This window comes from Serratia ureilytica (assembly GCF_017309605.1).
GTDB lineage: Bacteria > Pseudomonadota > Gammaproteobacteria > Enterobacterales > Enterobacteriaceae > Serratia > Serratia ureilytica.
Genome location: NZ_CP071320.1, coordinates 4,214,012 through 4,227,341, shown reverse-complemented (window position 1 = coordinate 4,227,341; position 13,330 = coordinate 4,214,012). Strand labels below are relative to the sequence as shown.

The following is a 13,330-nucleotide window of genomic DNA, read 5'->3' as shown; positions in this document are numbered from 1 at the left end:
AAAATCTGTTGCACTTTCATCACGTGCGGATAAGGTTTTCTCGTTCCAATCAGGCTAATTTTCACTAGAATTGGCCTTTCTACGTAGTTGTCTTATGGTGCGGTGACGCCAATGTGGTTAGCATTGGCGCGCGTTTTGATGCTCCGGCGGGAGATGACCTGGCGTTCAGGGATCGGCCGGCGGCGCCTTTACATCGCAGAAACTGGGAAGTGGCAAAAGCTCGGCTACGATGTAAAGGGTATTTTGGATATATCACTGATATTGCTGTCATGGGGGAAGCATGAGCACGGGAAGCCCAATGATTACGTTACGCCGGGTTGCGGTGTGTACGATGGTAAGTTTGTGGTTGGCGGGTTGTACAAACACGGCCTCGACGTCAGCCCCTATCAGCAGCGTGGGCGGCGGCGGCGCCGTTCCATCCGGCAATAATAATGGCGGAGCGCAGCAGGCCAGCCCAGAGGGCCGCATTGTCTATAACCGCAGTTATAACGCTATCCCTAAAGGGAGCTACAGCGGCGGCGACACCTATACGGTCAAGCGCGGTGATACGCTGTTTTACATCGCCTGGATCACCGGCAACGATTTCCGCGACCTGGCGCAGCGCAACAATATTCCCGAGCCTTACAGCCTGAATGTTGGCCAAACCATTCAACTTGGTAATGGTTCTGCCAATGGCGGCGGCGGTATGCTGGCGACGACTGACGCGACCAAAGGCGGTGTTCCGAAGCCACCTTCCAGCACCCAGATCCAGACGGCAACGGTTGATTCTCAATCAACTAACGCGTATTCTGAAAACTCGGGTAAACAGAATGTAGGTAAGATGTTACCTGCAGCGGGCGCCGTAGCGGTTGGGACCGCGACTGCGCCTGTTACCGCACCGGAAGCCGCTCCACCAGTGAGCAGCACCGTCAGCAACAGCGCTCCGGTCAGTACCTGGAGATGGCCGACTGACGGCAAGATTATTGATAACTTTTCCTCATCAGAAGGTGGGAATAAGGGCGTCGATATCGCCGGTTCCCGTGGGCAGCCTATCTTCGCTACCGCCGATGGTCGCGTAGTGTATGCAGGCAACGCTTTACGGGGTTACGGTAATCTAATCATCATCAAACATAATGATGATTACCTGAGCGCCTACGCTCATAACGACACAATGCTGGTCCGGGAACAACAAGAAGTGAAGGCGGGTCAAAAAATAGCCACCATGGGTAGCTCCGGTACCAGTTCAGTACGTTTGCATTTTGAAATTCGTTACAAGGGGAAATCCGTAAACCCGCTGCGTTATCTTCCGCAGCGATAGATTGGGCAGAATACGCTGAGATTCTGCTCGCGGTATCACGGGTAGGAGCAGCATATGAGCCAAAATACGCTGAAAGTTAACGAGTTACATGATGATGCGGATTTCGACGAGAATGGAGCTGAGGCTGAGTCGTTTGATGAAAAAGCGCTGGTAGAAGAAGAGGCCAGCGAGAACGATTTAGCGGAAGAAGAGCTGTTGTCTCAAGGCGTTACGCAACGCGTATTGGATGCGACGCAGCTCTATCTGGGTGAGATCGGTTATTCACCTCTGTTGACCGCAGAGGAAGAGGTCTATTTTGCGCGGCGTGCTCTGCGCGGTGACGTGCCGTCCCGCCGTCGCATGATTGAAAGCAACCTGCGGCTGGTGGTGAAAATCGCCCGCCGCTACAGCAACCGCGGTCTGGCGCTGCTGGATCTGATCGAAGAGGGTAACCTCGGTCTGATCCGCGCGGTGGAAAAATTCGACCCGGAACGCGGTTTCCGTTTCTCCACTTACGCAACCTGGTGGATCCGTCAGACGATTGAACGGGCGATCATGAACCAAACCCGCACCATTCGTTTGCCTATCCATATCGTCAAAGAACTGAATGTTTATCTGCGCACCGCGCGCGAGCTTTCCCATAAACTGGATCATGAACCGAGCGCTGAAGAGATTGCCGAGCAACTCGACAAGCCGGTGGATGACGTCAGCCGCATGCTGCGCCTGAATGAGCGCATCACCTCGGTGGATACGCCGTTGGGCGGGGATTCGGAGAAAGCGCTGCTGGACATTCTGGCCGACGAGAAGGACAACGGGCCTGAAGACACCACGCAAGACGACGATATGAAGCAAAGCATCGTCAAATGGCTGTTCGAACTGAACGCCAAACAGCGTGAAGTGTTGGCGCGTCGTTTCGGCCTGCTGGGCTATGAAGCGGCGACGCTGGAAGACGTGGGCCGGGAGATTGGCCTGACGCGTGAACGCGTCCGTCAGATTCAGGTTGAAGGTCTGCGTCGCCTGCGTGAGATTCTGCAGATGCAGGGCCTGAGCATTGAGGCGCTGTTCCGCGAATAACGCCGGTTGTTGAATCGCATCAAATAAAAACGGTGAGCATGATGCTCACCGTTTTTTTATGCCCGCGTTTGGCGTCTGACTACACCATATTTTTCAGCCGGTAGATCCATTCCAGCGCCTGGCGCGGCGACAGGGAATCCGGATCCAGCGCCTCCAGGGCTTCTACCGCCGGCGAAGTCTCTTCCTGCAACAGCGTCATCTGGGTGGCATCAACGCTGCCCGACGCGGTGTGGCTGGAGATGGATTCCAGCTCGCGCAGCTTTTGGCGGGCGCGCTTGATGACGTCGCGCGGCACGCCGGCCAGCGCGGCGACCGCCAGGCCATAGCTTTTGCTGGCGGCACCGTCCTGCACGCTGTGCATAAAAGCGATGGTGTCGCCGTGCTCAAGCGCGTCCAGATGCACATTGACCACGCCTTCCATTTTTTCCGGCAGCGTCGTCAGCTCGAAATAGTGGGTGGCGAACAGTGTCATCGCTTTGATGCGGTTGGCCAGGTTCTCGGCGCAGGCCCAGGCCAGCGACAGGCCGTCGTAGGTGGAGGTGCCACGGCCGATTTCATCCATCAACACCAGGCTGTGCTCGGTGGCGTTGTGAAGAATATTGGCGGTTTCGGTCATCTCCACCATGAAGGTGGAACGGCCGGAAGCCAGATCGTCCGCCGCGCCGACGCGGGTGAAGATGCGATCCACCGGGCCGATGGTGGCTTTGGCAGCCGGAACGTAGCTGCCGATGTGCGCCATCAGCACAATCAGCGCCGTTTGCCGCATATAGGTACTTTTACCACCCATGTTCGGACCGGTGATGATCAGCATGCGGCGCTGTGGCGACAGGGAGAGCGGGTTGGAGATAAACGGTTCGCTCAGCACCTGCTCCACCACCGGGTGGCGGCCTTCGGTAATGCGGATCCCCGGTTGTTCGCTCATGACCGGGCAGGCGTAGTTCAGGGTGTCGGCGCGCTCGGCCAGGTTGGCCAGCACGTCCAGCTCGGCCAGCGCGGCGGCGCTTTGTTGCAGTTCCGCCAGGTGCGGCAGCAGCAGATCGAACAGCTCGTCGTACAGGCTTTTCTCGATCGCCAGCGCTTTGCCCTTGGAGGTGAGTACCTTGTCTTCGTACTCTTTCAATTCCGGGATGATGTAGCGCTCGGCGTTTTTCAGCGTCTGGCGACGTACATAGTGGATCGGCACCAGGTGGCTCTGGCCGCGGCTCACCTGAATGTAGTAGCCGTGTACGCCGTTGAAGCCGACTTTGAGCGTATCCAGCCCCAGCTTTTCACGCTCGCGGATCTCCAGCCGATCGAGGTAGTCGCTGGCGCCGTCGGCCAGCGCGCGCCACTCGTCCAGCTCGCTGTTGTAACCGGGGGCGATCACGCCGCCGTCGCGCACCAGCACCGGCGGCGATTCAACGATCGCGCGTTCCAGCAGTTCGCGCAGCTCGTCGAACTGGCCTACCTGAGATAGCAGTTGCTGCACATGCGGCGTATCCACATCTTGCAGCACCGCGCGGATGTCCGGCAGTTGCTGGAAAGCATGACGCATGCGGGCCAGATCGCGTGGCCGCGCGGTGCGCAGCGCCAGGCGCGCCAAAATTCGCTCCTGATCGCCCACCTGGCGCAGCGAAGGCTGCAGATCGGCGAACCGTTCCTGCAATGCGCCGATCGCCTGCTGGCGGGCGGTCAGCACCTTGATGTCTCGGGTCGGCATGTGCAGCCAGCGTTTCAGCATGCGGCTGCCCATCGGCGTGACTGTGCGATCGAGGATCGCCGCCAGCGTGTTGTCGCTGCCGCCGGACAGGCTCTGCGTCAGCTCCAGGTTGCGGCGGGTGGCGGCGTCCATGATGATGCCGTCCTGCTGACGCTCCATGGTGATGCCGCGAATGTGCGGCAGCGAAGTGCGCTGGGTATCTTTCACGTACTGCAACAGACAGCCGGCGGCGCGCAGCGCCTGATGCGCCTGCTCGACGCCGAAGCCGGTCAAATCGCGGGTGCCGAACTGCAGGTTGAGTTGTTGGCGTGCGGTCTCCAGTTCGAATTCCCACAGCGGACGGCGGCGCAGGCCGTGGCGCTGCTCGATCAGCGCCATTTGTTCGAAGGCTTCCGGGTAGAGCAGCTCGGCCGGATTGGTGCGCTGCAGCTCGGCGGCCATGGTCTCTAGATCCTGCGGCTCGGCGACGCGGAAGCGGCCGGAGCTCACGTCCAGCGTGGCGTAACCGAAGCCGCGCGCATCCTGCCAGATCGCCGCCAGCAGGTTGTCCTGGCGCTCTTGCAGCAGCGCTTCGTCGGTGATGGTGCCGGGGGTGACGATGCGTACCACTTTGCGCTCGACCGGCCCTTTACTGGTGGCCGGATCGCCGATCTGTTCACAGATGGCGACGGATTCGCCGAGTTGAACCAGCTTGGCCAGGTAGTTCTCCACCGCGTGGTGCGGCACGCCGGCCATCGGGATCGGCTCGCCCGCCGAGGCGCCGCGTTTGGTCAGCGAGATATCCAGCAGTTGGGAAGCGCGCTTGGCGTCGTCGTAAAACAGCTCGTAGAAGTCACCCATGCGGTAGAACAGCAGGATTTCAGGATGCTGGGCCTTGAGGCGCAGGTACTGCTGCATCATCGGCGTGTGGCTAGAGAAGTCCTTATCAAGATCATCATTCATATTGATTTTACTCGTTTTTAAGTCTTCTGGGTACTTATGTGGCCCCAAGTGAAACCCCTTTAGACTCACATAAACCCATAAATTTGTAGCTCACTTGTAGCCTAGAATGTGATAGGTTACCTTCTAATCATTCTTGGGCTACAAATAGTGGTGATATTTTGAAAACAACTCTCAATCAGTCTTTTATTATCAATAAGTTAAGCATCAGTGCGAAGCCTGCTCTTAACGATAGAGGAAAAGTTGTTTTCGAATCTAACCCACAACAGAAGCCATACATCGTTTTTGATGATCACCGTGATTCGCCAGTAGGTTTTGGTGTGAAGGTAAGTTTGACGAAAAAAACGTATGTAATCCAGAGAAGAGTGTCTTCCGGTGATCGTAGTGTGAGTGAAGGTAAGAAACCTAGTTCTGTGCTCAAAGTAAAAGTTGGCAATGTTTCTGATTTTCCGAATATCGATCAAGCTCGTGAAGTAGCCCGACAGTTGGTTCAGACCATGATCGCAACAAAGAGGAATCCCAATAGAATCAAGCGAGAAACAGAGGCTTCTGAACTCACTATCAGTGAAGTGTTCGCCCAATACCGCCAACATCTGTTAGGAAGACCAAAACCAGCCAAACCCAACACACTTAGTGTGCTGAACAAAGCAGAAAATCGCCTGAAAGAGTGGGAAGCTTTACGAGTAAAGGATCTCACTGGTAATGAAATTCTTCAGAAGTTCGATGAGATAGCATCTAGGGCCAGAACAGCAGCAGAACAGACGTTTCGTTGGATAAATGTGGCAGTGAAACATGCAATCGAAATCGAAGCTGGGAATGCTCAAACCCAACAAAGGCAACCTACGCTGTCTTACAATCCTTTTAACATCCTAAAAGTGCAAAAAAAGTTCAGGACTCGTTCTGAACTGGAAGATAGCTATCGTGCAAAAGGTGTTAGAAATCCGCTTTCTCCAAAAGATACATTAGGGAGTTTTCTTACCGCATTACACAACAAGCGAAGCTTAAATCGATTAGGTTGTGATTATCTGTTGTTGACGGTTCTGTTAGGTGCGAGGAAAGAAGAAACTGCTTCCCTATGCTGGCGTGAGGCTCTAACTGAAGAAGAAGCAAGAACGACCAGTTATGTTGATCTTGAAAACCGAATGATTCGATTCTACGACACCAAAAACCGTAATGACCATGAACTGCCAATCTGCGATGCGACAAAGCGAATTCTGGAAGATCGAAGAGATATCGTCAACGATAACGAAAAGCGAGCAGATAAACGCAAATGGGTTTTTCCAGCTCGTTCATCACGAAGCAAGGTTGGACACTATTCAGATAGTAAAAGTTTACGCGAAAACCTGTGCCAAGAGGCAGGGATAGTGAAGTTAGGTATGCATGATCTTCGAAGAACTTTTGGTCGTGTAGCTGAAGAACTCACCTCTTACGCAGTTGTTAAAAAATTGCTTAACCATCGAAACACCACTGACCCTACAGAGCGATACGCAAACCCAGATCAAGATCGTGTTTATGAAGCCCTACAACGTATAGAATTAAATATGTTGTTGACTTCACCTGAATTATATAATTCATTATTAGCGTCATCCAAGTATCCACCAATTCTCAAGGGGAAAGTATGAAGGGGCAGAGTTTTGATAAATATTCTTTATCAAGGGCAATAAAAAAAAGTGATTTCTATAAATATGATCAGCTAAGTGATGATGCGTACTTAGAAAAAGAAGTTTCGGATGCTTATGATGTTGCCCATAAATTATTATCTCCAGCAATTAGTGAAACAGTTTCTAATGGTAAGACCGTTTATTATGTAAACGACTTACCTTGGAAGTTAGTGTTAAGGCGGTTGCATTCAAATGTTTGTAATAACATTGAGATTGAAAAGTTTCATCGAACAGAAATTGTGCGAAATCTTATTTCCTATGTGCAGGAAGGTGTTAAAAGTAAAATATTTTTAATTGATATCAAATCTTTTTATGAATCAATTGATATAGATGTGCTTTTAAAAAAAATAAATCACGATCACTCACTTTCCTGCCATTCTAAAAACCTTATTAGACTTATTTTAAATGTACATGTTCAAAATGGAAATAGTGGATTGCCAAGGGGTATAGAATTAAGCTCAATTTTATCAGATATTTATATGCAAGAATTTGACATAATAATAAGAGAAATGAATGATGTTTTTTTATATAAAAGGTTTGTGGACGATATATTAATTATAACAGATAATAAAATAGATGAAGTTAGTATGTTAAATAAAGTTAAAGATAACTTTCCCGCTGGATTGACTGCTAATGATGCTAAGACTCAAGTAATTAAGATAAACAAAAGGACTCATTCTCCACAAGATGTAAATGGTTCTATTGCAGCTAGTTTTGATTATCTGGGGTACAAAATTACGGTCATCGATACGCACATTCCCCCAAATTCAGATGGATCATCATCGGCTGGTAAGGCAAACTCTATATACCGAAAAATAAAAATTGATATAAGTGATAAAAAAATAAAAAGAATAAAGACCAGAATTTGTAAATCAATCTACAACTTTATTAAGAATGGTGATTTTAATATTTTATTTGATAGAATAACATTTTTATCTACCAACAGGACGTTAATAAACAAAGATAAAAACAGGAAAATACCAACAGGAATTTTTTATAACTACTCGCTGGTTAACAATAATGACTCGTTAAAATGCATAGATAATTATCTAAAAGGACTTCTACTTGGTTCTGGAGGTCGACTATCAAAGACTCTGACATTAACAAAAGAGCAAAAAAAAATATTATTAGGGATAAGTTTTGAAAGAGGCTTTAATGCAAGAATACATAAAAAATATAGTCTAAACCGAATGAAAACTATAACGAGGATCTGGAAGTGAGAATAAAAACTATAAAATTAGATAAGAAGGATTATCGGAGAGCACTGTTAACTGATACATCCCCTTCGGATGTTCCCATAATATTCACAAATGATGGTTTATATATTAACGCACATATAAGCGATCAAAACACATCTCAATTCAATCCAATAGATATATTCTTCAAAAAAATAGTATCCCCTAAAGATGACGAAAGATTATCTAACGATGCTGACAGAGCAAAGAAACAAATAGAACAAACCTATCCATTAAAATATAAAATATTCAAAGATGAAACCAAGTTAAGAACATTGTCATTAATCCATCCTCGATCACAATACAATTATATAGAGTTTTACAATCAATTTGGCAGTGTTATTACTGCCCTCTGCCAAAAAAGTCAGTTTTCAATTAGAGCACCAGTAAAGATTGCTAATTCATTTTATTTAAAGAATGAAAACTATAAAGATGTAAGTTATAAAAGTGTAAATATTGAAACTCTTGAAAAGGAACTTTGGAGCAAACATGCGTCTTCATATTTCGCCTATAAAGGATATGACAGAATCTTTAAACTTTTTGAAAGTGAGGATTATATTGCGTTAGAGAAGAAGTTTAACACAATGTGGTCATTAGATATCGCTAACTGTTTTGATAGCATCTACACACATACAATAAGCTGGGCAATAAAAAATAAAGAATTCGTCAAAACTAATTTGAATAAAGGCAAGCAGTTTTCAGAGGAATTAGATAAAATAATTCAAAGGAGTAATAACAATGAAACAAATGGGATACCTATCGGTGCTGAATTTAGCAGAGTATTTGCAGAGTTGATATTCCAAAGTATAGATAGAAATATAATAATAAAACTTAAGGAAGTGTACGGATGTACATGCAAAATCCATTATCAAGTCTTAAGGTATGTGGATGACTATTTTATATTTGCTGTAAATCAAGATATAGCTCAGCATGTATATGGTGTAATTAGTGATGAGCTTGCTAAATATAATTTATACTTAGGCGATAAAAAACTCAGCAAAATAGAACGACCATTTTTAACCAGTAAATCTGAAATGGTTATTGAAGCGAAAAAAATACTGAAATTTTTCGACGAAAAAATATTCTCTGATAGATCACGAAATTGTAATGAAAACGAAGTAAAATCAAAGGTTAATTATATTTATAGATCCGAGAAGTTAATTAAAAGTATACTTGATCTGATTAAGTCAAGATGCAGCGAAAGTAATGATGGCTATCAAAATGTTGCGCCATATTTGATTTCTGCATTCGCTAAAAGGATAAGAAGACTGGTTGAATTATATAAAGCAGAAGATGACAAAGAATCTTTAAGCGAATTTTATGAAGCAATTATTATAATAATTAAAATTATGTTTTTCTTCCATAGTATTAAACCAAGCGTTTCATCGTCAAACAGATTAGCTAAATCAATAGCTATTGTGCAGAAGTTCTTTATCAAAGAGTCAGAGATATTTCTTGATAAATTTAAAGATATGATAATGACAGAATTGAGAAATATGAGGTTTTCTAAAAATAATGTTGAACTTAGAGAAGGGTTTACATCAATCGAGAAGATGAATGTTATACTTGCCACAAGTGATTTTGGTGAAAACTACCTCATGGATGAAATGCAAATAAAAGAAGCTTTAAGTAATGTAAATAATTATAACTATTTCTTCATTATAAGCTTGCTGTATTATTATAAGGACCACAATGTATATGAAGAAAATAGGAAGGCAGTGGAATGTATAATTGATGAGAAATTTGATAGTTCATTTGATCTTGAGAAAGACTCAGAGCTGGCTCACTTATTTTTGGACTGCATGAGCTGTAAGTATATTTCTCTGCATTTTAGAGAGAAATGGTATAAGAAATTTCTAAGTAAGTTTTCTCTTCAACGCCAGCAGGCAGAGATTGAAAGTGATTTATCTTACCTTTTAACTAAGTATTGGTTCGTCAAATGGGAGCAGCATAACATGCTCAATTTACTTGAAAGAAAAGAGTTGAGAACTGCTTATTGAGGTGTTATTATTGTTGTGCTTTAAGGGTTGGCAATATTACTCTTGCCTGGCTTGTCTTGGCAAACCACTATTCATAGTGGAATTCGCTAGTTTTTAAGTGAAGTGCGCAACACTACACTTAAATGTTAGTTGAGGTACTTTAGTGCTACACACCTGATGTTGAGTCATTCTCTTTTAGTGCATAGCCAGCTTTCGAGCTGGCTTTTTGCTATATAAAATTCTAAAGTAGAAATGATTAGTGAAAGGAGCTTCTGAAGGAGTTGCTATGCATTACATAGAGGTGTTGCGAGATCTTAGTGAAGTTTGGCGACTGTTTAGCGATATGCCTGAGGAGGCTACTCTTAATGCTGAGATGGCAGCCCTTTATCTTGGTATCAGTGTCAAAACTCTGGCACGATATAGGCAAAATGGTGATGGACCGCCATACATACAATACCAATCAGAAGACAGCAAGGCTAGAAACCAGAAAGTAAACTACCTACTTGGGGATCTGCGTGTTTGGCGCGATGAGCATAAGGTCAAAAATACTATTCACGCAGCTCAGATTAGAGGTTTAACTTTCACCTCATTGAGTGATTTCACAGAACCTCAACCCTTCTGGCAAATGATTAATAATGATGATTCTGACAACAAAATCATATCTCATGCACTAACTATCCCTGATAATGAATTCAGACAACTTCTGTTTGATCCTAATGCAGAAGTGATCTGTCTTTCAATAGAAGAAGCTCTCTTTATAGCATGGATAAATACAGATGAACGAGCTATCTGGCATAAAGTGTTTACTTCAGTATTAAAAAACATTGCTCTTGCATCGGATGCTGAGCAGGAGAAATATATACTGAATGATAATTTGAATAATTAATTGGAATTATTATTTTGAAATTAAATAAAAATGAACATTTATCTCACTTTAAAACCAGTAGAATCAATACAAATGGTCTCAATTCAATTGACTTTGTTTTTAAAGATAGAGCTTATCTCATTGATTTTAATGATGATAGGGTTGAAAAAGGTTATGGTTATTGCGTAAAAAGCATAGATGGAAATCTCGTTGAATGGATCTTATTGCAATGGCTCACGTTATATTTCGGAGAAAGTGCTGATGATCCTTATTCTGTTCGAAATAATACATATTTTCATAAGAGAGGTTATCAGGATTTTGATAGGGCATTTTTTTTGAAATTCATAGGTAAAGTTTCTAAATTTCCTTTTTCCTCATATACAAAATGGAGAAACGAACTTTTAAGGAAATCTTTGGCTATGTATTGTGTAGGAGTTAGGCTATCTGTTGATTATATGCCAATTACAGTTGGATACTTTGCTAATTCAATAGAAGGACTCTCCAATGCATATTGGAATGACCGCTCTAATTATAAAACATTAGGTAGTAATCCATATAAGAAGCTTATCAATGCAAGATTTATGAGGTTAAAGAAAAGCAAAAAGCATGGCGAAGAAGTAAAAAGATGGTTAAAATATATTGAGCAAGAAATTGATGTTATCACTGAGATTAGGAATGTCTATTGTGGTCATAGCCTTATGCACTCAAAAAAAGAACGCAAAAAGTTAATCTCTGTTATGAATAATTGGTCTGTAAAGCATGGGTGGGATAGAAAAAATGCAAAAAGAAAAGCCTACAGAACAAGTATTACTGAGGAGACTCTGGGTGGAGTGCATTCTGGCGCAATATTCAAACTATCAATGAATACAAACCGAATATTGTTTTTTTACTATTTTAATTTGATTAGGGATCTTCCTTTTACTGAGCATGATTTCACATTATTTGGCGTTAAGCTTGATAAAGATCCATTGGTCATTGAACATCCAGATAGAATTTCTTGAAAGGTAGATAGGAAAGGGAAGTATGTATGAAATACTTTTTCATTGAATCCTTTTGACATTTATCACTGATATGTTATCTACATCGGATAGAAGAATAAAAAGGAACAGATGAGATGAGCAATAAGATCTATATTAACTTGAAGAAAGTATTTAACAATGAGGTGTCAGTAGATGGTTTTTTTGAGAAAGAGCTTTCTTATTTAGATTGCAAACATATTTCAGCATTATCAGCGCTGGTTTTTGTTGAAGATAAGATCAACGCTAATAAACTAAAGACATACAGTGATATTGTTGCAAGACTTAATCTTGATGATTTTGCTTTCGCTATCGTATGTCTTTACGAAATGTATCAGGACAATGATATTCCTTTTCCGTTCCAGGAAAGACAAAATATAACATGGTCTATATGCCAGGCTTTGATTGACAATGGTAATTCTGATTATGATGAACACACACGAAGGCTACGATGGGCTATATCTGGAGCCTATCAAGGTGAGCAATATTTGGTTAAAGATAATGGTCTTTTTTTACCGTTATATGGTGTGTGGTAGTAATAATAGCATCCTTGCTAAATAATTTATCCATTAGATTTTGGCTTGCTATCATTGAGTGGTATAGCTGTTATTTTTAACGCATCATTTAATTCTAATACTTCCATTTTTATTTGGGCTTTTTCTTTTGAATCAATCCCTCCTTCCGCGAGTCGCCCGTCTTGATGGTAGATTTCCCATTGTCTCGAAATGACAGTACCATCTGGCGCGTATTCGATTTTCTCTTCTATCTTGTATTGAGACATACTGTTTACCCATAACATGGTCGTAAGAAACTATCAGCAGAGAGAAGAAGCATACATACTGACGTTCGGAACGGCAAGAAGTAGAGTAGCGCTTCATTTCATCAGGGATGGGCGCTTAGGGGTTCTGGTAGCGATAAAGCAGGATGCCAGAGAGGAACGAACACGGCCAATAGAACACTAACCGTGTTTATCAAGCTATTACTTCTCTCTATGCATCACGATACTGTAGTTTTTTCCAAAGGGGTTTATAGCTTCTAACAGCTTTTTATCATGACCATCTTTTTTTATAATGTAAGACTGACTTATTCCAGTTGCTGTGAAATCTTCTATGGTCTTTAGCTTTTGATTGGAAATTCGTTCCATCATATCAAAATCTTGAGATCCTAATACGTTCCCTTTATAAATCATTTTATCAGGAGTAGACTTTAGAGTATTAAGTGTTGTTATCAATTCTTTGCCGTTAATATTCCAATCTCCAGCACCATTAGTAGCAAAGCTTATTATAGTCGTACTATTTGGTTGGAAAGACATATCAGCATTAACATTGTATTTTCCATTAGAGAAGTATGATGTCTCACCATTTACCCTCACGATGATTCCCCCACTGTCATATGAATAATCTGATTTCCATGTGCCAACGATATCACCTGTCTTTTGAGTATCTGGTGTTCTTGGAAACATAAAAGCATATATTGTACAGAGAGAGGCTATTAAAGGTATTCCGATGATGCCAAACTTAACTACTCTTTTCATGAAGATACTTCCACTGTAGGTTGATGAAAACGAATACAGATACATCTTATCA

At 43.7% G+C, this 13,330-nt stretch carries 11 protein-coding genes; 8 read left to right on the top strand and 3 right to left on the bottom strand.

The genetic code is table 11. The features are described 5' to 3' along the window. The first annotated feature begins 298 nt into the window (after positions 1–298). Positions 299–1,297, top strand: a complete 999-nt coding sequence (gene nlpD / locus J0X03_RS20060) for a murein hydrolase activator NlpD (RefSeq protein WP_160880184.1) — start codon at positions 299–301, stop codon at positions 1,295–1,297. 54 nt (positions 1,298–1,351) lie between these two features. Next, positions 1,352–2,350 carry an RNA polymerase sigma factor RpoS gene (rpoS, locus tag J0X03_RS20055; protein ID WP_019455119.1) on the top strand — a complete coding sequence of 333 codons (999 nt, stop codon included), beginning with the start codon at positions 1,352–1,354 and terminating at the stop codon, positions 2,348–2,350. A 79-nt stretch (positions 2,351–2,429) separates the two neighbouring features. Here the strand turns inward: rpoS and mutS are convergent, their stop codons facing one another. Beyond that, entirely contained in the window at positions 2,430–4,997 is a 2,568-nt protein-coding gene (mutS, locus tag J0X03_RS20050; RefSeq protein ID WP_408987890.1) for a DNA mismatch repair protein MutS, read from the bottom strand. Positions 4,998–5,149: 152 nt separating this feature from the next. Between mutS and J0X03_RS20045 the strand changes: the two genes are divergently transcribed. The 6 genes from J0X03_RS20045 to J0X03_RS20020 all read left to right on the top strand — a co-directional run bounded on the left by J0X03_RS20045 (position 5,150) and on the right by J0X03_RS20020 (position 12,280). Continuing rightward, complete coding sequence (locus J0X03_RS20045; protein WP_160203972.1) at positions 5,150–6,610, top strand: tyrosine-type recombinase/integrase; 1,461 nt, start codon at positions 5,150–5,152, stop codon at positions 6,608–6,610. Further along, positions 6,607–7,869: an antiviral reverse transcriptase Drt3a gene (drt3a, locus tag J0X03_RS20040; protein ID WP_160203973.1), complete on the top strand. Its 1,263-nt coding sequence runs from the start codon at positions 6,607–6,609 to the stop codon at positions 7,867–7,869. Before J0X03_RS20045 ends, drt3a begins: the two co-directional genes overlap by 4 nt. Beyond that, on the top strand, positions 7,866–9,884 hold the full coding sequence (gene drt3b, locus J0X03_RS20035) for an antiviral reverse transcriptase Drt3b (protein ID WP_160203974.1): 2,019 nt from the start codon (positions 7,866–7,868) through the stop codon (positions 9,882–9,884). Before drt3a ends, drt3b begins: the two co-directional genes overlap by 4 nt. Positions 9,885–10,149: 265 nt before the next feature. After that, entirely contained in the window at positions 10,150–10,749 is a 600-nt protein-coding gene (locus tag J0X03_RS20030; RefSeq protein ID WP_160203975.1) for a hypothetical protein, read from the top strand. Positions 10,750–10,763: 14 nt separating this feature from the next. After that, positions 10,764–11,729 (top strand): hypothetical protein, encoded by a 966-nt coding sequence (locus tag J0X03_RS20025; RefSeq protein WP_160203976.1) that lies wholly within the window; start codon positions 10,764–10,766, stop codon positions 11,727–11,729. A gap of 113 nt (positions 11,730–11,842) precedes the next feature. After that, positions 11,843–12,280 (top strand): hypothetical protein, encoded by a 438-nt coding sequence (locus tag J0X03_RS20020; RefSeq protein ID WP_160203977.1) that lies wholly within the window; start codon positions 11,843–11,845, stop codon positions 12,278–12,280. A gap of 26 nt (positions 12,281–12,306) precedes the next feature. Here the strand turns inward: J0X03_RS20020 and J0X03_RS20015 are convergent, their stop codons facing one another. Both J0X03_RS20015 and J0X03_RS20010 read right to left on the bottom strand, forming a co-directional pair. Beyond that, positions 12,307–12,525 carry a hypothetical protein gene (locus J0X03_RS20015; RefSeq protein ID WP_032417543.1) on the bottom strand — a complete coding sequence of 73 codons (219 nt, stop codon included), beginning with the start codon at positions 12,523–12,525 and terminating at the stop codon, positions 12,307–12,309. 198 nt (positions 12,526–12,723) lie between these two features. Further along, positions 12,724–13,278 carry a hypothetical protein gene (locus J0X03_RS20010; RefSeq protein ID WP_064189535.1) on the bottom strand — a complete coding sequence of 185 codons (555 nt, stop codon included), beginning with the start codon at positions 13,276–13,278 and terminating at the stop codon, positions 12,724–12,726. Positions 13,279–13,330 lie beyond the last annotated feature (52 nt).

Coding starts and splice junctions, on each gene's coding strand:
- nlpD (WP_160880184.1), top strand. CDS start 299: ATGATTACGTTACGCCGGGTTGCGGTGTGTACGATGGTAAGTTTGTGG.
- rpoS (WP_019455119.1), top strand. CDS start 1,352: ATGAGCCAAAATACGCTGAAAGTTAACGAGTTACATGATGATGCGGAT.
- drt3a (WP_160203973.1), top strand. CDS start 6,607: ATGAAGGGGCAGAGTTTTGATAAATATTCTTTATCAAGGGCAATAAAA.
- J0X03_RS20030 (WP_160203975.1), top strand. CDS start 10,150: ATGCATTACATAGAGGTGTTGCGAGATCTTAGTGAAGTTTGGCGACTG.
- J0X03_RS20020 (WP_160203977.1), top strand. CDS start 11,843: ATGAGCAATAAGATCTATATTAACTTGAAGAAAGTATTTAACAATGAG.
- J0X03_RS20015 (WP_032417543.1), bottom strand. CDS start 12,525: ATGTCTCAATACAAGATAGAAGAGAAAATCGAATACGCGCCAGATGGT.
- J0X03_RS20010 (WP_064189535.1), bottom strand. CDS start 13,278: ATGAAAAGAGTAGTTAAGTTTGGCATCATCGGAATACCTTTAATAGCC.